Origin of the sequence: Jeotgalibacillus proteolyticus (assembly GCF_050107735.1) — a bacterium.
GTDB classification, from domain to species: domain Bacteria; phylum Bacillota; class Bacilli; order Bacillales; family Jeotgalibacillaceae; genus Jeotgalibacillus; species Jeotgalibacillus proteolyticus_A.
Map to the genome: position 1 here is coordinate 1 of NZ_JBNILO010000001.1, position 20,138 is coordinate 20,138.

The 20,138-nt window shown below is 43.7% G+C and carries 24 protein-coding genes; 14 read left to right on the forward strand and 10 right to left on the reverse strand.

All coding sequences use genetic code 11. From position 1 onward, the window contains the following. The first annotated feature begins 619 nt into the window (after positions 1-619). Positions 620-1,567 (forward strand): aminoimidazole riboside kinase, encoded by a 948-nt coding sequence (locus tag ACQCT8_RS00005; RefSeq protein ID WP_426867659.1) that lies wholly within the window; start codon positions 620-622, stop codon positions 1,565-1,567. Between the two features lie 93 nt (positions 1,568-1,660). Here the strand turns inward: ACQCT8_RS00005 and bshB2 are convergent, their stop codons facing one another. The 4 genes from bshB2 to pdxK all read right to left on the reverse strand — a co-directional run bounded on the left by bshB2 (position 1,661) and on the right by pdxK (position 4,061). Next, a complete protein-coding gene (gene bshB2 / locus ACQCT8_RS00010) occupies positions 1,661-2,341 on the reverse strand; it encodes a bacillithiol biosynthesis deacetylase BshB2 (protein ID WP_426868272.1) in 681 nt (226 codons plus the stop codon). Positions 2,342-2,366: 25 nt separating this feature from the next. After that, a complete protein-coding gene (locus ACQCT8_RS00015) occupies positions 2,367-2,714 on the reverse strand; it encodes a YojF family protein (RefSeq protein ID WP_278239803.1) in 348 nt (115 codons plus the stop codon). Positions 2,715-2,852: 138 nt separating this feature from the next. After that, positions 2,853-3,128, reverse strand: a complete 276-nt coding sequence (locus tag ACQCT8_RS00020; protein WP_426867660.1) for a hypothetical protein — start codon at positions 3,126-3,128, stop codon at positions 2,853-2,855. A 93-nt stretch (positions 3,129-3,221) separates the two neighbouring features. Then, positions 3,222-4,061: a pyridoxine/pyridoxal/pyridoxamine kinase gene (gene pdxK / locus ACQCT8_RS00025; RefSeq protein ID WP_426867661.1), complete on the reverse strand. Its 840-nt coding sequence runs from the start codon at positions 4,059-4,061 to the stop codon at positions 3,222-3,224. 311 nt (positions 4,062-4,372) lie between these two features. On the opposite strand from pdxK, the gene ACQCT8_RS00030 reads away from it, so the two are divergent. The 5 genes from ACQCT8_RS00030 to ACQCT8_RS00050 are packed head-to-tail and all read left to right on the forward strand — an operon-like array spanning position 4,373 to position 6,641. After that, complete coding sequence (locus ACQCT8_RS00030; protein ID WP_426867662.1) at positions 4,373-5,005, forward strand: DUF4230 domain-containing protein; 633 nt, start codon at positions 4,373-4,375, stop codon at positions 5,003-5,005. A 30-nt stretch (positions 5,006-5,035) separates the two neighbouring features. Further along, positions 5,036-5,713 carry a uracil-DNA glycosylase gene (locus ACQCT8_RS00035; protein ID WP_426867663.1) on the forward strand — a complete coding sequence of 226 codons (678 nt, stop codon included), beginning with the start codon at positions 5,036-5,038 and terminating at the stop codon, positions 5,711-5,713. 36 nt (positions 5,714-5,749) lie between these two features. Next, on the forward strand, positions 5,750-5,953 hold the full coding sequence (locus ACQCT8_RS00040) for a uracil-DNA glycosylase (protein ID WP_426867664.1): 204 nt from the start codon (positions 5,750-5,752) through the stop codon (positions 5,951-5,953). A 4-nt stretch (positions 5,954-5,957) separates the two neighbouring features. After that, the gene (locus ACQCT8_RS00045; protein ID WP_426867665.1) at positions 5,958-6,251 is read left to right on the forward strand and encodes a YwdI family protein; all 294 of its coding nucleotides are present in this window, start codon (positions 5,958-5,960) and stop codon (positions 6,249-6,251) included. Between the two features lie 18 nt (positions 6,252-6,269). After that, positions 6,270-6,641 carry a DUF423 domain-containing protein gene (locus ACQCT8_RS00050; protein WP_278239810.1) on the forward strand — a complete coding sequence of 124 codons (372 nt, stop codon included), beginning with the start codon at positions 6,270-6,272 and terminating at the stop codon, positions 6,639-6,641. A 274-nt stretch (positions 6,642-6,915) separates the two neighbouring features. On the opposite strand, the gene gerQ is transcribed toward ACQCT8_RS00050, so the two are convergent. From gerQ to hemQ, 3 genes are all read right to left on the reverse strand, one after another. After that, the gene (gene gerQ, locus ACQCT8_RS00055) at positions 6,916-7,401 is read right to left on the reverse strand and encodes a spore coat protein GerQ (protein ID WP_426867666.1); all 486 of its coding nucleotides are present in this window, start codon (positions 7,399-7,401) and stop codon (positions 6,916-6,918) included. 32 nt (positions 7,402-7,433) lie between these two features. After that, positions 7,434-7,856: a cell wall hydrolase gene (locus ACQCT8_RS00060; protein WP_426867667.1), complete on the reverse strand. Its 423-nt coding sequence runs from the start codon at positions 7,854-7,856 to the stop codon at positions 7,434-7,436. 126 nt (positions 7,857-7,982) lie between these two features. Then, positions 7,983-8,732 carry a hydrogen peroxide-dependent heme synthase gene (gene hemQ, locus ACQCT8_RS00065; RefSeq protein ID WP_426867668.1) on the reverse strand — a complete coding sequence of 250 codons (750 nt, stop codon included), beginning with the start codon at positions 8,730-8,732 and terminating at the stop codon, positions 7,983-7,985. Between the two features lie 238 nt (positions 8,733-8,970). Between hemQ and pta the strand changes: the two genes are divergently transcribed. After that, positions 8,971-9,942, forward strand: coding sequence for a phosphate acetyltransferase (gene pta / locus ACQCT8_RS00070; RefSeq protein WP_426867669.1), 972 nt, complete (start codon positions 8,971-8,973; stop codon positions 9,940-9,942). A gap of 148 nt (positions 9,943-10,090) precedes the next feature. Next, positions 10,091-10,927 carry a lipoate--protein ligase family protein gene (locus ACQCT8_RS00075; RefSeq protein ID WP_426868274.1) on the forward strand — a complete coding sequence of 279 codons (837 nt, stop codon included), beginning with the start codon at positions 10,091-10,093 and terminating at the stop codon, positions 10,925-10,927. Between the two features lie 260 nt (positions 10,928-11,187). Here ACQCT8_RS00075 and ACQCT8_RS00080 read toward each other — a convergent pair whose 3' ends face one another. Together ACQCT8_RS00080 and ACQCT8_RS00085 are read right to left on the reverse strand one after the other, a co-directional pair. Further along, entirely contained in the window at positions 11,188-11,370 is a 183-nt protein-coding gene (locus ACQCT8_RS00080) for a hypothetical protein (protein ID WP_426868314.1), read from the reverse strand. A gap of 170 nt (positions 11,371-11,540) precedes the next feature. Beyond that, positions 11,541-12,317, reverse strand: a complete 777-nt coding sequence (locus ACQCT8_RS00085) for an RsfA family transcriptional regulator (protein WP_426867670.1) — start codon at positions 12,315-12,317, stop codon at positions 11,541-11,543. Positions 12,318-12,522: 205 nt separating this feature from the next. Between ACQCT8_RS00085 and ACQCT8_RS00090 the strand changes: the two genes are divergently transcribed. The 3 genes from ACQCT8_RS00090 (at position 12,523) to ACQCT8_RS00100 (ending at position 14,897) form a co-directional block, all read left to right on the forward strand. Then, positions 12,523-12,747, forward strand: a complete 225-nt coding sequence (locus ACQCT8_RS00090) for a DUF1450 domain-containing protein (protein ID WP_426867671.1) — start codon at positions 12,523-12,525, stop codon at positions 12,745-12,747. 312 nt (positions 12,748-13,059) lie between these two features. Continuing rightward, complete coding sequence (locus ACQCT8_RS00095; RefSeq protein WP_426867672.1) at positions 13,060-14,361, forward strand: HD domain-containing protein; 1,302 nt, start codon at positions 13,060-13,062, stop codon at positions 14,359-14,361. A 32-nt stretch (positions 14,362-14,393) separates the two neighbouring features. After that, the gene (locus ACQCT8_RS00100; protein ID WP_426867673.1) at positions 14,394-14,897 is read left to right on the forward strand and encodes a YwgA family protein; all 504 of its coding nucleotides are present in this window, start codon (positions 14,394-14,396) and stop codon (positions 14,895-14,897) included. 96 nt (positions 14,898-14,993) lie between these two features. On the opposite strand, the gene ACQCT8_RS00105 is transcribed toward ACQCT8_RS00100, so the two are convergent. Next, entirely contained in the window at positions 14,994-16,082 is a 1,089-nt protein-coding gene (locus tag ACQCT8_RS00105) for an acyltransferase (RefSeq protein ID WP_426867674.1), read from the reverse strand. Positions 16,083-16,373: 291 nt separating this feature from the next. Between ACQCT8_RS00105 and ACQCT8_RS00110 the strand changes: the two genes are divergently transcribed. From ACQCT8_RS00110 to ACQCT8_RS00120, 3 genes are read left to right on the forward strand one after another with little or no spacing between them, the layout of a single operon-like run. After that, positions 16,374-17,126 carry a DeoR/GlpR family DNA-binding transcription regulator gene (locus tag ACQCT8_RS00110; protein ID WP_426867675.1) on the forward strand — a complete coding sequence of 251 codons (753 nt, stop codon included), beginning with the start codon at positions 16,374-16,376 and terminating at the stop codon, positions 17,124-17,126. Beyond that, entirely contained in the window at positions 17,123-18,037 is a 915-nt protein-coding gene (pfkB, locus tag ACQCT8_RS00115; RefSeq protein WP_426867676.1) for a 1-phosphofructokinase, read from the forward strand. The genes ACQCT8_RS00110 and pfkB overlap by 4 nt, the downstream gene beginning before the upstream one ends. 14 nt (positions 18,038-18,051) lie before the next feature. Next, positions 18,052-19,980, forward strand: coding sequence for a PTS fructose transporter subunit IIABC (locus ACQCT8_RS00120; RefSeq protein WP_426867677.1), 1,929 nt, complete (start codon positions 18,052-18,054; stop codon positions 19,978-19,980). The last annotated feature ends 158 nt before the right edge of the window (positions 19,981-20,138 follow it).

A 20,138-nucleotide genomic window follows, 5' to 3' on the forward strand; every position in this document is an offset into this window, starting at 1 on the left:
AAGTAACGAAGAACTTATAATCTAGTATACATCGGTAGATGGACCGCCGAATGCTGGGAAACTAGCACGTTCGGTGCGGAGCAGGGGAAAAGCTGGAGATAACTTCAAATGCTTACCTATTGCTAACGTTAGTTTAATAAGGCATTAATACAAATGAAGAAGAGGCTGTGATAAAACTCAAAAAAGTTAAAAAATGAGGATCTATTTATTAGTAGTAGGTGAACGGAGCGGAAGGCGGCGACTCCCGCAGGATATGACGGCAAGCTGAGACTTTACAGAGCCTTGCTCTGAAAAGGCTCAGCGCCGTCCCTGCGGAAAGCGTCCGCCTGAAGAGGAGTGAACCGGTCGCAGAGCTTGAGACACCTTGTCCCAAGCTCTTTTTATCATAATAAAAACAACATTAATCTTTAACAAAGCCAAAATAGAAAGAATAGGTTCATTGAAGCGCAAAGGGTGAAACAGGAAAATGCGGGAGCATTGACATGGCTCACCTCCCGCCACACGGAAAGCGTCCGCCTGGTGCGGAAATGAACAGGTCTCCGGTTAGAAAAGGACGGTCAGATAAAGAGTATGATAAACTGAGATCATTCAAATACTTATGACCTGTAGGAGGAACAATATGAAATCAGGAATTATCACCCTTGGGGAAGCATTGATTGACTTTATCCCTTTAGATGAAAGCAACAGCAGCTACCACAAAAGCCCAGGTGGTGCACCTGCAAACGTCGCCGTGGGAGTGGCCCGCCTCGGAATTGAATCTCACTTTATAGGAAAAGTGGGAGAAGATGTCCTCGGCCGATTTTTAAAGGACACTTTAAATAATTATGGAGTAAATACGGATTCTATGAAGCTGACCCGAGATCATCGCACAGGTGTCGTCTTTGTTACATTGGCAGAGGGAGGAGAAAGAAGCTTCGATTTTTACATTGATCCGAGTGCTGACCGTTTTTTAACGGCAGAAGAGTTAAATGAGTCTGTATTTGAACAGTCAAAGATCTTTCACTTCGGCTCGATTTCCATGATCAGCGAACCCTCTAAAGCAGCTACTCAAAAAGCAGTGGAATTAGCAAAAAAACACGGACTTATGATTTCCTACGATCCCAATCTCCGCTTAAGTCTTTGGGAAAGCCCGGAGCAGGCACGCAGAACGATTGTTTCCATGCTCGATCAAGTGGATGTCCTAAAAATATCAGAGGAAGAGCTGGAGTTTTTAACAGGTACCTTTGACATTCAAAAAGGTGTGGAAGTACTTCAGAACTATCCTATTCCACTCATTTTGATCACGATGGGGGCAGAAGGAAGCCACTTGTATACAAAGGAAGGTCATCTGCACGTCCCGGCGCGTAAAGTACAAGCTGTCGATACAACAGGTGCAGGAGACGCATTCGTATCGGGCGTCTTGTATGGACTACATGAATATCAGGGAAATCTTGAATCCATGACGATTGAAGAAGCCGCTGCCATTGTTCAGCTGGCATCTAATTCCGGTGCTCTTGCCGCTTCTACAAAAGGGGCAATGACCGCTCTTCCGACCATAGAGGAAGTAAAGCATTTTCATCAAAAATAAGTACGGCTGATTCTCTTAAGTTTTTAGTAGGAGAAAAATCCATAATAAAAGAGAATGTCCTCACGAAACGTTTACGTGAAGACATTCTCTTTTTTAGTTATATCCTTGATCAAAACGGTAGTTGTAAAAACGTTCTTTTGTCACCCATTCAATGGCTTCGGGTTCGTTCTGTGCAAGGCGTTTTTCCAAATCTTTAAGCATCCAGGCCGTCTGGGAAAGATGGGCACGCATTGTGTTCAGCTTCAGCTCTCTTACATTGCTGACATCATGAATCACATCCGGAGCACCAAGCTCTGATTGTGTATTATTGGCAAAAGCCAGACAATGGAGCTTTGGCCGCTGACTTTCAGGGATTCGGCCAACTGCCCGAACAACAGCACGGGCCGTCGCTTCATGGTCGGGGTGAACGCAATAATCCGGATAAAACGTAATAACAAGAGAAGGATTTGTATCATCGATCAGATCTTTCATCATCCCAACCATTTTTTCATCATCCTCAAACTCCACTGTTTTATCCCTTAGCCCCATCATGCGAAGATCTGTTAGTCCCATCGCCTTAGCGGCACCTTGCAGCTCCTGTTTACGGATAAGCGGGAGAGACTCACGCGTTGCAAAGGGAGGGTTTCCAAGATTTCTTCCCATTTCCCCAAGTGTGAGGCATGCGTAAGTGACCCCGGTCCCCATTTGAAGATGGGTGGCAATGGTGCCCGATACGCCAAATGCTTCATCGTCGGGGTGTGGGAAAACAACAAGGACGTGCTTTTCTTTTTCTATCATTACAGGATCTCCTTCCTCGATATTAATCAAAAGGCGTTTCACTGATTTGAAGCGCAACAGCGAGCTTGCCCTCATGGTCGTGGCCAGCCATAATCAAACGTTTGTTTGAATCCAGTTCATAGTGGGTGATTCCCTGTGCGTAGATCCATCCAAGCTCGATTTTCAATCCGACCCGGGAAGGAGAATCTCCTATGATCTTGCCGAGTTCATACGTTACTTTTGCATTGCGTATAAAAGCGCCGGCATTAAAAAAGGCTTCGTCTACATGAGTGGCGTAGGAACCGTTGGTTGTTTCTAAATGTATATAAACTTCTTTACCTGCATAACGGTCAATAAGTGTCTGCACTTCTTCAATTTTGACAGGCTCCATGTAAGTAACCCCCTTTGGCGGCTAATAATTTTGTTCTTCACTTATAGTACTTGAAAAAAGATAAGAATGCGAAAAATGAGACTTGAAAAGAGAATAGAAAGCAAAAACCGCTGCTCTCAGATGAGGGCAGCGGAGAAGCTATTTTCCAGGATCCTTAATTCGATTTTCGTTCCGATCGTCTGGATTGTAATCTTGATTATTCGCATTTTCAGGTGTCCGCTCTTTTTGCAGGGGAACCTCATTATTTTTGTTAATCTGCTCTTTTCGCTGGCCTGCATAAAAACCGACTGCAATTATAGCAATAACGGTTGCAATGACGGCAACAAGAGCTGCAATTCCTGCTGACCCGGAGATCAGGTAAATTCCAATAAATACACCTACACCGACAGCGATCGCAATCACAAAATTAATCATACCTTCACCTCATTGGAATACATTTTACTCCATATATTCCTTTAAAGTGAGATGCTTAAACACATGAATCGGCAAATATAGGTAAAACATGCATTATGACTGAATGGTCTGCTCCTGAATTGAACTTTTTTCGAACCGGCTGAATGCTCCATGCATGACGGGACCAACGTATTCATTCAGCTTCCAGCCATGATGAATGGCAGCCGTCACAAATTGCTTCGCATTCGTTACGGCTTCCTTCATTTCACTGCCATTTGCCAGGTTGGCTGTAATAGCAGCAGCAAACGTACAGCCAGCTCCATGATTGTAAGAGGTTTTGGCTTTTTCTGCCTCTAACATAAAGTAGGTGGTACCATCATAAAACAGATCGAGCGCCTTGTCATGCTCAAGTTGTTTGCCGCCTTTAATCACGACTGAGCGTGCACCGTAATCCATTATTTTTTGTGCTGCCGTTTTCATATCCTCAATCGTACGCAAAGCACCCATTCCGGATAATTGGCCTGCTTCAAACAAGTTAGGTGTGACGATAGCTGCTCGTGGAAGCAGAAATTCCTGCATGGCGCCTACGGTTTCAGGATGCAGGACTTCGTCTTCTCCTTTACAAACCATAACCGGATCGATCACGACATTGCGAACCCCCGAGCGGTCAATCGCAGCAGCTGCAGTTTCAATGATTTCAACTGAACCAAGCATGCCGGTTTTAATCGCATTTACGCCTGTGGACAGGGCAGTATCCAACTGGGCCTTGAGTGTTTCAATTGGCAATGGATGTACGTTATGGTGCCAGTGGTTTTCAGGGTCCATTGTGACAACCGTCGTTAAGGCTGTCATTCCATAAGTTCCGTGCTCCTGAAAGGTTTTTAAGTCTGCCTGTATGCCTGCGCCTCCGCTCGTATCAGAGCCGGCAATCGTTAATGTTTTAGGTAAACTCATCTCAATCTCCTCCTTGGTTCGCTTTCGTTAGTATGTACAATGATAGCATGGAAGGCGCTGGATTTAAATCATTCCGCTTTCGGTTTATTTCGCGATTTCCTGGGAAATATTTCGTCGTGAATTAAAGAGACAGCAGGGGTTTTGTCGGAAATATGGACATAGCCTGATGACCCCGGCAGGATGTCGTGGAATCTGTTTCCAATATCCGCCCTTTTTCGTATAATAATAGAATAGAAAGAAAAGAAGGGAGAAAAAATGATGATTGATTTTCTTTCGAAACATATAGCCGAAGTACCTGGTGAAGCGAAATGATGAAGATGGGTAAAACCCTATATATATTTTGGCGTTTAAGATATATTTTACTAGCTTTGCTGCTTATTTTTATTGTCTTTGGGGGATTGTTTGCCTCCAAGGTGTGGCTGTCAGGCGACACGAAAGAACAGGAGTCGGCTGCTTTTGTAGAACAGGTAAGAGATATGAGTGCACTCGCAACGTCTCAGGCTTTTATAAAAGCGGTGGTCGAACAAACGGATAACCAGCTTTTCGGCCAGGAAATAGGGATCAATCTTCCGGGCACAGAGCGGCGCATATTACTGATCGTGCCAGGCACTGTTCTTGCAGGAGTGGATCTTGAAGCAATTAATGAACAGGATATTCAGCTGAATGAAGAAGCAAAGACAATCCAAATAACGATCCCCCGTGCTTCATTTCTCCAGGAGCCGGCAGTGGATATGGAAAATGTCCGAGCGTTTTCAGTTGAAGGGATGTTCAGAAGCAATGTGAATTGGGAAGAAGGCTTTGAAATTGTTTCGGAGGCCCAGGCGCTGATTAAAAAAGAAGCAGAGCAGCAGGGGATTCTTAAGCAGGCTGAAACCAATGCAGAACAAGTATTAAAACAGTTTTTTGAATATGCAGGCTATGAAGCAACCATCGTATTTGATTAACGCTTAAAACCAGAAAGGGAGGCGTGAACCATGGCAAAAACAATCTTAAAAAATGACTGGCAGCCTCTGCTTGAAAAAGAATTTGCCAAGCCGTATTATTTGGAACTAAGAGAATTTCTAAAAGAAGAATACTCGTATGAAACGGTCTATCCGCCAATGGATCAGATTTATCAGGCTCTTCAGAACACGCCTTTTTCCAATGTGAAAGTCGTTATTTTAGGCCAGGACCCTTATCATGGCCCGGGACAGGCACATGGGCTGAGCTTTTCAGTACAGCCGGGTGTGAAAATTCCTCCGTCTTTACGAAATATTTATAAAGAATTGCAGCAGGACTTAGGCATTTCGATTCCCCGTAATGGCAATTTGGAAAAGTGGACAAAAGAGGGCGTTCTGCTGTTAAATACTGTGCTGACCGTTCGACAGGGCGAAGCAAACTCGCACCGGAAAAAAGGGTGGGAAACATTAACAAATGAAATTATCTCCCTTATCGGCAGCCGGGAGGAGCCAGCAGTATTTATTTTATGGGGAAAGCCTGCTGAATCTAAAAGAAGCTTAATTAATGAAGAGATTCATTGTGTGCTGACTGCTCCGCATCCGAGTCCGTTATCTGCAAGCAGGGGCTTTTTTGGAAGCAGTCCTTTTTCCAAAGCAAATGCTTTCCTGCGTGAAAAAGGCATCGCCGAAGTCGATTGGTCATTAGAGGAGTAATATAGTATATTTTGAATGAAGGGAGGCAGATGGAGTATGGAATCGAAACGCATAAACTGCCTTGCCTGCAAGCACTACTATATTACATGGGATCCGAAATTCCCCAAGGGCTGCAGAGCCCATCAATTTAAAACGAATCATCTGCCTTCATTGCAAGTATTTCGTGCCTCCGGACGGCCTTGTCTGGCGTTTGAAAAAAAGGACCGTCTGACTCATTCATCGGACGGAAGGAGAGTGTAGCATCATGAGTATTAGTGAAGAACAGCTTCTGGCGAAAATAGAGCAGCAGCTTGGACAGGCCAAGAATGCTTCTTCTGCCCAGAAAAGAGAGCATCTCCATGCGATCCGAACCTTATGTGATCTTGCTCTAGATAACAATGCGCCCCGCACTGAAGCTTTAAACAGCGTGGAAAACGTGCGGATTCCGTTAAAGCAGACACCTGCTTATTCGGCTCCTGCCCAGCCTGTTTCGCTTCCACAGGAAAAGCCGGTCAAAATGGAAGACGGAGCGAACGGGGATTCTTTATTTGATTTTTAAGAAGAGGAGAATGACTCAATGAAATTATTTATTATCATTGGTGCAATCAATGCACTTCTGTCTGTAGGTCTTGGAGCATTTGGGGCTCATGCATTAGAAGGCAGAGTAGAGGCAAAGTATCTGGATACCTGGAATACGGCCGTTCAATACCAGATGTTTCATGCAACTGGCATTTTAATTATCGGCATTTTAATGGGCACACTCCCGGCAACTGGATTACTAAGCTGGGCAGGCTGGCTGATGCTTGTGGGCATCCTGGTTTTCTCAGGAAGTCTATACGTTCTCAGCCTATCAGGGATCAGCGTTCTCGGGGCCATCACGCCAATAGGCGGCGTAGCCTTTTTAGCTGCCTGGATTTGCTTGATAGCCGCTGCTGTGAAAGGGCTGTAAATTTTAAAGTAAGAGACTGGGACAAAACTCAAAAAAGTTTAAAAAATAAGGATATATTTATTACTAGTAGTAGGTGAGCGGAGCGGAAGGTAGCGACTCCTGCAGAATATGACGGTTGCTTGAGACTTTACAGGGCAACGTCCTGGAAAGGCTCAGCGCCGTCCCTGCGGAAAGCGTCCGCCTGAAGCGCAGCGAACCGGTCAAAGAGCTTGAGACATGGTCCCAAGCTCTTTTTTCTTATAGAAATCTTTAATGCCGCAGGGGGAAGCATCCCTTAACGCGGAGAATAATTGCTCATAGAATTAAGAGGGTATGAGTACTGAATTTCGCCTTCAAACGTCACATAGTCAAGATAGATCATTGGTAAAATATAACGTAGTCCTGTTTTTGAATCGCTTAAAATAATATGATCCCGTCCAGCTGCTTCAACAATTCCTTTAAAAATTTTTGCATTCCATTCCCGATTATTTTCAAAGGTCATGTAAACGGTGGCTGGCTTTCCTCGATTCAACCGGAGGATGTTTTCGATATACGACTCCTCATTTGGCAGCATGGATTGCTGGCCACCCATTGGAATAGTCGGAGTCTGGTACGTTTGGTGACTTTGAGAAGGGTACGAGTAGCTGGGGTAGGATTGTGGCTGGTAATAAGGCTGAGAGTAATTTTGAGTTGACTGGGGCATCTGCTGCTGTGGTTTTTGCTGACCCGGATTTTGTTGACTTGGATTTTGCTGATTCGAATTTTGTGAAGGATTATTCATAAAAATTCCGCCTCCTTAAAAATGTAGAAGAGCTAATAAACATCTGGACAATCGGCTGCAGTGGGTGAAAAAAAGCAATGAGATTTAAAACGGCCTGTATTCCACTGACCATACCATTGAGCTGGGCAGTCACCATCCGGCCGGAAGAACCATAGACTGTTGGTAGCAGGATGAAATCTTTCGCCTCTCAGTACACGTCTTGCCAGCTGCCTGTCTTTTTCGCGGGCGCGCTGATAAAAGTAGCCCTTCTGTGTAGCCTCAAATCCTCCCGGGCTTTGAAAGACCATTTGTTCAATTGTGCGTATATCTGTAAAATCCATGCAGTTAACTCTTGCACGGTTCACACCTACGTTACCCACCATCAGCATGCCGAGTTCACCATCGCCCTCAGCTTCTGCCCGCATTAAGCGTGCGAGAAGGTCAACATCCTTTTCAGTATGGGCAATAACAGCCATCCGGACTCACTCCTCCCCCATCGATTCCAACATATGCGAAGAAGAAAGCTTGTATGCTAAAAGGAAGGAATAAAATGAAACCAAAATAAAAAACCGCCCCTTCGTGAGGGAACGGTCATAGGTAGATTAAACGTGTAAAAATCTTGGCAGTTCTTCTGCTTCAAGCAGATTGCCTACATAAAACGATCCAAACTCGCCGTAGCGTGCACTTACTTCATCAAAGCGCATTTCGTATACAATTTTCTTAAATTGCAAAACGTCATCGGCGTAAAGCGTTACGCCCCATTCCCAGTCGTCAAATCCGACAGAACCGGAAATAATCTGTTTGATCTTGCCTGCATAGCCGCGGCCGATCATGCCATGGTCATACATAAGCTGCTTGCGTTTTTCCATGGGAAGCATGTACCAGTTGTCTTCGCCTTCCCGTTTTTTATCCATTGGATAAAAGCACACATGCTTTGATTTTGGAAGCTGTGGGTACAGGCGGGAACGGACATAAGGGTTGTCATACGGATCTTCATCTGAATCTTTTGAGCCATAGCTTCCCAATTCAACCACTGAAACATACGAATACGTTGGAATTGTATATTCAGCAATCGTTAATTTGTTAAATTCATTTTCAAGATCGTTTAATTCCTCCATCGTAGGGCGCAAAATAAACAGCATAAAATCTGCTTTTTGACCAACGATTGAATAAAAAGAATGACTGCCCTGTTCTTCACTCTGAACCGCATCCAGTTTTTTCAGGAATTGCTGATATTCTGAAATGGCGAGAGCCCGTTCATCGCTGGAAAGGCGCTTCCAGGAAGTCCAGTCCATCTTGCGGAAGTCATGAAGGCCGTACCAGCCGTCTAAAGTTGTTGCTGCTTCATTCATTCAAAGTCACTCCTTGAAAATTACTTCGATTCTCCGTTTTATCATATCATATCTTACTTGAACGCACCCGGACGGAGCCGCTAACCCCCCTGATTTTCATTGATACGTACTGAATTTCCTGTGTTATTTGTTTGAAAAGACAGAATTTTAATGTGTAACCGCTGACATAATGGCTTGTTCTTGAATTCTTGTCCGGATGGGGTATGCTAACGGTATGACGTTTTAAGGAGGTCGCAATGTGAGCGATTTATTTACAACATTGACGGAAAAAGTAAAAGGAAATAATGTGCGAATTGTGTTTCCGGAAGGACAGGATGAGCGGATCCTGCGTGCAGCAAGCAGACTGGCTGCAGAAGGTATTTTGACACCCGTTCTAATCGGCAATGAAAAAGCTGTAGAAGAAAAAGCGCAGCAAATGAATGTTAAGCTGAACGGCACGGAAATATTAGACCCTTCAACCTACGAAAAAATGGACGAGCTTGTTGCCTCATTTGTTGAACGGCGCAAAGGGAAGGCAACGGAAGAAGATGCACGCAAAATTTTGCTCGACGAAAATTATTTCGGAACGATGCTCGTGTATACTGAACAGGCCCACGGACTCGTTAGCGGAGCTGCACACTCAACAGCAGATACGGTACGCCCTGCACTGCAAATAATTAAAACAAAACCAGGCATAAAAAAAACATCCGGTGTCTTCATTATGGTGCGTGGAGATGAGAAATATGTTTTTGCAGATTGTGCGATCAATATTTCTCCGGACAGCCAGGATTTAGCTGAGATTGCGGTTGAAAGTGCGAAAACAGCTCAAATGTTTGACCTTGATCCACGCGTAGCAATGCTCAGTTTTTCAACGGCAGGTTCAGCAAAATCACCTGAAACAGAGAAAGTAACAGACGCAGTTCAAATTGCGAAAGAACAGGCGCCTGATCTTGTTGTCGATGGTGAGTTCCAGTTTGATGCAGCGTTTGTTCCATCAGTAGCAAAAAGCAAAGCGCCAGGTTCTGAGATCCAGGGAGATGCCAATGTTTTTGTTTTCCCAAGCCTCGAAGCAGGGAATATTGGATACAAAATTGCTCAGCGTCTCGGTAATTTCGAAGCAGTGGGACCGATTCTGCAGGGACTGAATGCACCTGTAAATGACCTTTCACGCGGCTGCAACGAAGAAGATGTCTATAAGCTTGCCCTTATCACCGCCGGGCAGGCACTTTAAAGTAATGCCCCCTGCTGAGTAGTTCAAGCGGGGGGCTTTTTTGATTTAACGCACGAAAGGGGCCTGGCCCCTTTCGTGTACTAAAGTATGGTATAATTTGTTCAGTTTTAGTTTGTTGAATAGAGGAGATCGATGAAGTATGAGAGATATGAGATCACTTGAACTGCTGCAGCAGTCCGTGTGGCGGGTGATAGATCAGTCGAGTCTGGGCTGGATGTTTGAAGGGCTGCAGTCGTTTGCGATGGATGATACGCTGTGCACCTCAGTGGGGGCTGGAGAAGCGCCTGCAACAGCCAGGGCATGGGTTCATGAGGATACGATCGTGATGGGGATTCAGGATACAAGGGTGCCTTATCTGGAGGATGGTCTGTCTGTACTTGAAGAAGCAGGTTTTCGCTATATTGTTCGCAACTCCGGGGGTTTGGCAGTAGTCCTCGATAAAGATGTGCTGAATATCTCCCTTATCTTTTCAGAAAATGAAAAAGGAATTGACATTAATAGAGGGTATGATGCCATGGTGGAGCTTGTTCGTATGATGTTCTCGGACTTTGGTGTTGAGATTGAGGCATATGAAGTGGAAGGCTCTTATTGCCCGGGCAGTTATGATCTAAGCATTAAAGGAAGAAAATTTGCAGGTATTTCACAGCGGCGGATCCGCGGTGGAGTGGCAGTGCAAATTTATTTGTGCATGGCAGGCAGCGGCAGTGAACGTGCAGAACTGATCGGGGCCTTTTATGAAGAGGCGGTTAAAGGAGAGGTAACAAAGCATACGTATCCCGACATCAAGCCGGAGGTCATGGCCTCCCTTTCTGAGCTGCTCAAAACTGAGCTTACGATTCAGGATGGAATGCTTCGCTTCTTGCAGTCTCTTAAAAATGTCAGCGGCACATTGCAGAGCGGTGCGTTGAATGAAAAAGAAACGCTGCTTTATGATGGCTATTTAACAAGGGTGATAGACCGGAATGTAAAATCCCTTAAACGGTAGGATTACTTTACAAATGCTCTTTCAAGACAAAAAGAGGCTGGGACAAAACTTAAAAAAGTTTAAAAATGAGGATATATTTATTAATAGTAGTAGGTGAGCGGAGCGGAAGGCGGCGACTCCTGCAGGACATGACGGCAAGCTGAGACTTTACAGAGCAAGGCTCTGAAAAGGCTCAGCGCCGTCCCTGCGGAAAGCGTCCGACTGAAGCGCAGTGAACCGGTCGTAGAGCTTGAGACACTTTTGTCCCAGGCTCTGCAATATTAGGAGCTTACTTTTGCTGTTTTGATAAACGTCATTAAAATGGCAGTGCCTGCCAGGTTCATCAAGATGCTTGTTCCGAGTAGAATAGCCCACAATACAGGCGGCGCAGACACGGTTAAAGAAACCATTAAAAAAGTGATGCCTGTTAAAACAAAGATTAGGCCCATATGCATTTTCTTCAATTTAGTCACCTCCTTACATTGGTAGTCTAATGGAATTTACTCAGTAATTTCATAAAAATACGATTTGTGATGTGAAAGGTTCCATTTTTATACTTTTCTAGCTTGCATTTAAAAAAGTATAAACCAAAAAACTGTCAGGCCCGATTTGCAGCCTGACAGTTTTTTATTAATTAGTTTTCTACGACTTTTTCCAAATTGCCGTTCCGATCCATTTTAAATGTATTGGCAGGCATTTCTTCTTCATCAAATAAAATGAGCTTTCTGGCGCGATTCATAATCTTCATCAGGGTTTCGTAGTCTTCCTGCATAGTGGTTTCCTGATCTTCCAGTTTTCGAACCTGTAATTCAAGATCACGGCATTGATCGCGCAGTACACGATTTTCATTCAACAGGCGCTCTACCTGACGGCGGGCCTGTGCATCCTGGCCGCGCATTTGACCAAGCTGCTGCAAATAAGCAATGACGACTTCAAGAGAAAGAGAAGAGATCGGTGTCTGTCTGGCTGATTGAGCTGCCTGGAAATCTCTTACTGGTGTAAAGGTTTCTTCTTTTGCGATTTCCTGCTGATACTCAGATGAAGGCTTGTAGCCGGAACGATCATCCGGTTCAGTTGGCGGTAAATCCGAGAATGGCAGATCAATGGATTCAAATTCTTCAATAGAAGGCATTTGCGGCTGGTAAAGGATTTTCTTTTTGCCGCTTTGCTCTTTTCCAAGCAGACGATGACGCTGTTTACGCTGCTTTTTTGCTAGATCAAGTGCTTTCTCATACTGCTGACGGACTACGGCGTTCCATCTGAATCCACAGGCGGCTGAGGTGCGGTTAAGTTTATCTCCTACTTCTTCAAAAGCATTAAGCTGTGTACTGCCTTCTCTCACATGACGCAGCACAGTATCGGCCAGAACCAGATCGTCTTCTTCCATCCACGCATCTTGTCGTTGTTTCATTCTATTCACTCCTGTTCCATGAATCTTTCATTTGGACATCTATCCATATCGATATTTTCTCCTAAAATTAGAAATTTCATACATCAGCAGGAAATAGAAATAGTAAACCATAGGCTCGTTATGCTATTTACCTTGAAAACAAGAGGCTAAATCGGTACAATCTGATAGTAAACAAATGAACACATGAGGAAAGGGTTGTTGGCATATGGCAAACGAATTCCGGGTTTGCGATGACTGTCAAGCCGTTGATCTGAAGACACTGATTCCAAAGCTAAAGGACATTGATCCGGAGGCTTCTGTTGATATTAGGTGCCAGTCTTATTGTGGTCCAGGCCGCAAAAAGACATTTGCCTTTGTCAATAATCGCCCTGTCGCGGCATTGACAGAAGAAGAACTGATGGATAAAGTACGCGCAAAGCTGAAAAAATAGCGCTGTGAGATTGCAGCAGCAGACGCATCCGTTTGTATAAATTCAATCTGCAAAGATGTTTAAAAGAGAACCCTTCCCGCACCCTTTGTAAATAAGCATTTTCACTCCCGGTTTCGGGTTTCAGAAGCGGCTTATAAGAGGGGCGGGTTTTTCTTTTTGGCAGAATGAGAGAAAGAAGATGAAATAAAAATAATTTTTTAGTCTCAAAAATTGAGATGCCGGCATTTGGAAATGATCTAAATATGTCAAGTAGTGCAACAAAAAAATTAATCGGTATAATAAGAATAATGATGTGCAGGGAGAGGCGAAAAGATGGTGTATTCCAAGCAGAAACTTCATGAAGAAAAGGTATTTAAAGATCCTGTTCACCGCTATATCCACGTACGAGACCAAGTGATCTGGGATTTAATCGGCACAAAGGAATTTCAGCGGCTTCGCCGGATCCGTCAGCTTGGCACTACCTATTTAACCTTCCACGGAGCAGAACACAGCCGGTTTAACCACTCGCTTGGTGTATATGAAATTATAAGAAGAATTACAGATGATGTTTTCGCCAACCGGCCTGAATGGAACGAAGATGAGCGCCTGCTGTCCCTGTGTGCTGCTCTGCTTCATGATTTGGGGCATGGTCCATTTTCCCATTCATTTGAAAAAGTGTTTGAACTGGACCATGAAGCATTTACTCAAGCGATTATTCTGGGAGAAACGGAAGTCAATGAGGTGCTGAGAAGAGTTTCACCCTCGTTCCCACAGAATGTATCCGATGTAATTGCCAAAACATACGAAAACAAACAGGTCATTTCATTAATTTCAAGTCAAATTGATGCTGACCGAATGGACTATCTTCAACGCGATGCTTATTTCACAGGTGTCAGCTACGGTCATTTTGATATGGAGCGAATATTGCGGGTTTTGCGTCCAAGAGAAGACCAGGTAGTCATCAAATCGAGCGGGATGCATGCAGTGGAAGATTATATTATGAGCCGTTACCAAATGTATTGGCAGGTTTATTTTCATCCCGTTACGCGAAGCTCTGAAGTGATTCTGACTAAAATTCTCCACAGAGCAAAGGAACTAAGTGAAAATAATTATACATTTGCGTATGAGCCTTATCATTTCCTTTCCATATTTAAAGGTGCAGTCACATTAAAGGATTACGTCAAGCTCGATGAATCGATCATCCTCTATTATTTTCAAATGTGGGAAGACGAAGAAGATCCGATCTTGCGCGATCTCTGCAGACGTTTTATGAATCGCAATCTATTTAAATATGTCGAGTTTGACCCGTCTAAAGAATACAAGAAGTTAAATGAACTTGAAAAATTGTTTGAACTGGCCGGCTTAAATCCCGACTATTATCTTGTCGTGGATTCTTCGTCTGATCTTCCGTACGATTTTTACAGACCGGGTGAAGAAGAAGAGAGGGTCCCAATTCATTTAATGATGCCAAATGGAGAACTGAAAGAATTATCAAGACAATCGGATATTGTGGATGCGATATCGGGTAAAAGAAGAACAGACCACAAACTTTATTATCCAAAGGATTGTATTTTAGATGATTCGTCACATAAGGAAGTAAAAGCAAAAATTAAGAGCATTCTCAGTCTGGAATAACCCAGCAAGGCGCTTAAAGGAGTGGAAGAACCATGATGAAGGACCATGCAAAGCTTATGCAGGCCTTTTTCGTTTCGGGGGAGATCGTTGGACGGAAAAAGCTGCAGAAGATGATTTATATTGCTAAAAAGCTGTCCTTTCCTTTTCAGGAAAAATATCAGTTTCATTTTTTCGGCCCCTACTCAGAAGAATTAACATTGCGGGTGGAAGAGCTGTGCAATATGGGGTTTATCAACGAAATAAAAGAAAAAAAGAGCGGCTATACGCAGTATCGCTACTCGATTACAGAAGATGGCCAGGCATTTTTAAATGCACAGGCTGCTAATCCCATGCCGGAAGTAGAGGGCTGTTTGAAAGACCTCAATACACAATCCTCCCGCTTTCTGGAACTGGTATCCACCATGCTTTACTTTGAAGGCTTAGACGAGCAGGAGCTGATCGAAAAAGTCCAAAAAGTAAAAAGCAAGCAAAACTATACATCAGAAGAAATCGTGCAGGCTTTATCATACATAAAGCATCTTTCTACTGTTTCGTAAAAGTTCATGCAGCAGACTTCAGAACGAATTCACCCCAAAAAGGTCCTCACGAACAAACTTCGTGAGGACCTTTTTATATAAAATGAATGTGAACTATTAAATAACACTTTTCTGCAGCTCTTCTTTTTTGCTCTTTTCAGCGGATTTCTTTTCTACTGAAGGAACCGTTAAAATAATGTGGCCAAATGGCAGCTTTTTTATCAGTAAGATCATTCCAATCGTCAGAAACATGACTACAGCGAACCAAACTGGAAATAGAGAGAGAGTCCACACACCCGAAGGTAAGTTCCTTTGCAGCACACTTAAAACAAAAGGATGAATAAGGTAAATTCCCATCGACATTGAGCCAAGTCTTGAGGCTAAGTAATTCAGGGATGGATTGCTTGCAATTTTTTCTGAAATTGCCATCACGAACAAAATAATAACAGGCAGATTAATGATATTTGTCACTCTGTTAGATCCTATATATCTGCCCCACTCGTATTCCACTGCTGCAAAATAAAAGACCAGCAATACGGCAAAGAATAATGGCACTCGAATTTTATAAGCCCATTCTTTAGCCGTCTCCCAATGGTAAGCGAGGAAACCGCCAAAAATGAAAAAGAAAAACCACTTTGGCAAAAATGCCCTTTGTTCAGCAATCAAGCCAAACAAACCCTCAAAGTCTCCCATAAACTTCATGGAATAAATGTGAACTAATGCTGAGAGAATTAATAATCCAATCCACGCACCTCTACTTTTAATAAACTGCAATAATGGAAAAACCAAATAGAATTGCAGAACAATTGAAATGAAGTAAAGGTGGGAATATGTTTTTCCGAACGCTACATCAAAAATGAAATGCTTGAGGCCGCTCTCAAAAGGACTGGTGCCGAATATCAGCCATATATAAAGTAAATAAAAAGCTGTCCAGAACAAAAAAGGGATGACAATCTTATTTACACGTGATTTGAAAAACTTATTAAAGAGAAAACCTCTTTTCTTCACCTGCAAAAATAATAAAAGTCCGCTTACTACAGCAAAAATAGGCGTTCCAAAGCGACTTGCCTGATTAATAAATAGAATGACATCTTCCCAGTTTCCACGTTCAACATAAAAAAGAGCAGATACATGAACGAGTACCACCAATAAACAGCCAACCGCTCGTAAAACATGAACGTCAAAGATTTGACTTTGTTGTTTCATATATCTCATCCTTAAAAAATATTTAAATCGCAATTTAGTATAAAACTTTCTTATGGTGAGGTACAGTCGATTTACAATAACTTAATATAGGAGTCTTATTATTAATTTTAAGTAAAGAAAGAGGATATTCTTGATGAATTTAGCTAAATCATCCTTTTATTTAATTTTGAAAAAACGTTCATATTCTTACCACATTTTGATCGTTTATGATTGATTTTGAAACTTTTTGATTGATTTTTGAAAGCGTTCTCTTTATACTAAGGATAAGTTAAAGAATTGGAGGCAGAAACGATGCTGACCGATGAGAGATTCGCACTGATATTAGAATGCGTTAAACAACAGGACATCGTGAAAATCCAAGAGCTGGTTGAACGGACAGGAGCTTCAGAATCTACCATTCGAAGAGATTTAACCGAATTGGAAAATAAAAAGTTTATCAAACGTGTTCATGGAGGAGCAAGGCTGCTGAAGGGCAAGCTGCAGGAAGCAAGTGTTCCTGAAAAATCATCCGAAAGCCTTCATGAAAAGAAAAGAATTGCTCAATTTGCTGCTTCGAAGGTAGAAAAAGGGGATTGTATTTTTATAGATGCAGGCACAACAACACAGCAAATGATCGGCTATCTGTCTCACGAAGAAATTGTGGTGGTCACGAACGGATTGATGCACGTGGAGGAGCTGCTTGAACGGGGCATTAAAACCTATCTGATCGGCGGTGCTGTAAAGCCGCGTACAAATGCAATGGTAGGAAGAGGAGCGCTTGAATCCATCAAAGCTTACCGGTTTGATAAAGCGTTTATGGGTACAAATGGTGTTCACCCGGAATTTGGGTATACAACACCGGATCCGGAGGAAGCCCAAGTAAAGGAGCTCGCGATTTCACTTTCAAGAGAAGTCTTTATGCTTGCAGATGACTCCAAAATAGGAGAGATTGCTTTTGCTTCATTTGGAAACATTCAGGATGCGTATCTTATTGTAAATGAACTCGAAGAAGAAATGGAAACGCTGTATCAAAAACAAACAACAGTAAAGGTGGTGGGGTCGTGATTGTCACTGTAACATTGAATCCTTCGGTGGATTACGTCGTAAGAGTGGAGGAGTTGAAGGTAGGCTCTTTAAACCGAACGGAGGACACTGCTTATTTTGCAGGCGGTAAAGGAATCAACGTTTCTCAGGTTTTGCAGGAACTGAACATTCACAATACAGCAACTGGATTTGTAGGTGGATTCACCGGAAAGTTTATCGTGGACTCACTGGCAGAAAAGGGGATTCACACACATTTTGTTGACGTGCAGGAACCCACGCGAATTAACATTAAATTAAAAACGGGGCAGGAAACAGAAATTAACGGCGCCGGCCCTGCGATTACAGAACAGAATCTTGATTCGTTTCTCACCAGTCTCGATCAATATGGAGAGGGAGATACGCTCGTACTGGCCGGAAGCATCCCTTCTTCTTTGCCGCCTGCCTTATATGGCACACTTGCCAAACGCGCAACATCAAGAGGAATGAAAGTTGTGATTGATGCAGAAAAGGCTCTTCTTGAACCAGCTCTGCACTCACCCCTTTATTTTATTAAACCCAACCATCACGAACTTGGTGAATATTTTGGAGTGGAGATCAACTCAATTGAGGATGCATTTGCATATGGAAAAAAACTGCTTTCCTATGACATTGAAAACATCATGATCTCCATGGCGGGCGATGGCGCGCTTTTGCTTACGAAAGAAGCTTCTTATCGGGCTGAAGTGCCTAAAGGGAAGGTTAAAAACAGTGTTGGGGCAGGAGACTCTTCAGTCGCAGGCTTTTTAGCAGGGAAAGAAAGAGGCTTGCCCATTGAAGAAGCCTTCCGCTTAAGCGTTGCAACAGGTTCGGCAACTGCTTTTTCAGAGGGACTTGCTGCAGCGGGAGAAATAGAACGGTTAGTTCAGGATGTTACGATCCATACGTTAAAATAGAGGAGGGGTACCAATTGAAAATTACAGATCTATTAACGAAAAGTACGATCAAGCTGGATCTTCAATCCACTCAAAAAAGAGATACGATTGAAGAAATGGTCTCGGTCTTAGATAGGGCTGGGAAACTGTCAGATCGTGAAGGGTACAAAAAGGCCATTCTGGCAAGAGAAGATCAGACAACAACAGGAATTGGCGAAGGCATAGCCATTCCTCACGCAAAAACAGAAGCAGTTAAAGAACCTGCCATAGCGTTTGGACGTTCCGCTCAGGGGCTTGACTATGAATCACTTGACGGTCAGCCGGCTCACCTGGTGTTTATGATTGCTGCAACAGCGGGGGCAAACGATACGCATTTGAAAGCGCTAAGCCGTTTGTCTATGCTGCTGCTAAAAGAAGAAGTCAAGCAGGGGCTGCTGGATGCAAAAACCCCGGATGAAGTATTGGCTCTTATTTCTCATTTTGAAGATGAAAAAGAAAAAGAAGAAGCAGCTGAGAATGAGGCGGAGAACGTCGCTTCTGGCGGAGATCAGGAAACCGATGTAAATGCAGCAATTGCTCCAACAGGCAAAGTACTGGCTGTGACAGGCTGTCCAACAGGGATAGCTCATACGTATATGGCAGCAGATGCGTTAAAAAATAAAGCAAAAGAAATGAATATTGACATTAAAGTAGAAACAAATGGTTCTGATGGTGCGAAAAATGTGCTGACTGCTGCTGATATCGAGCAGGCTGTCGCGATTATCGTAGCGGCTGATACAAAAGTGGAAATGGATCGTTTTAAAGGGAAACACGTCATAGAAGTGCCTGTTACAGACGGCATCCGCAAAACAGAACAGCTGATTAATCGGGCAATCGAACAGGATGCGCCGATATACAAAGGTTCAGGCTCTTCCAAATCGGATGACGGGGAAGAATCAAGCGGGGGAAAAGGGCGGTCAGGAATTTACAAGCATCTGATGAACGGTGTTTCCAATATGCTTCCTTTTATCGTCGGAGGCGGAATTTTGATAGCTGCTTCCTTTGCTTTTGAAGATCAGCTTACAGGAGAAAGATCACCTTTAGGCGATATTTTAAGCATGATTGGCGGAGAAGCGTTCTTCCTTATTGTACCGGTGCTTGCCGCATTTATCGCGATGAGCATTGCAGACCGTCCTGGATTCATGCCAGGTATGGTCGGCGGTTTAATGGCTGCAAATGGCGAAGCAGGATTTCTAGGCGGAATTATCGCCGGTTTCTTAGCTGGTTATATAGTGGTCGGATTAAAGGCGCTCTTTAAAAATCTGCCTGCAATCCTTAACGGTCTTAAACCGGTCTTAATTTATCCGCTGCTTGGCGTCCTTGCGACCGGCTTGATTATGTACCTGGCCATTCAGCCCCTCAGTGCTCTGAATCAGGGTGTAATTAACTGGCTTGGCGGTCTTGGGACTGGAAACCTTGCCCTTCTAGGACTTTTGCTTGGCGGTATGATGGCGATTGATATGGGAGGACCTATAAACAAAGCTGCTTATGCCTTCGCACTTGCTGTTGCTGCAGACGGACAGTTTGGACCGCAGGCAGCCGTTATGGCAGGAGGAATGGTGCCGCCGCTTGGTTTGGCACTGGCAACCACATTCTTTAAACGTAAATTTAATGACCAGGAAAGAAAGACTGGTTTTTCTGCTTACTTCCTTGGTGCCTTCTTTATTACAGAAGGAGCGATTCCATTTGCTGCTGCAGATCCGCTTCGGGTCATTCCTTCAGCAGTCGTCGGTTCAGCTATAGCAGGGGGGATGACGCTTTGGTTTGACCTTGCTTTGCGCGCACCGCACGGAGGAATCTTCGTTTTTGCTACACTTGAAGACGGCTTAATCAGCGTGCTGCTGTATACGCTTGCGATCGCAGTCGGAGCAGTGGTGACGGCCATCATGGTTGGATTGCTCAAAAAACCGGTTGAACAAAGATAATTTCTAATCAGACTTGGGTAACTCCAGCAAAAAAGAAGTACGATGGGAATTGAAAATGTTTAGAAAAGAGGAGGCAGTTAAGTTTGATCTGAACTCCTCCCGCTAGACAGAAAATGTAGACAGCTGCTTAGGCATGAGTTCGGTTTTGCACCGGACTC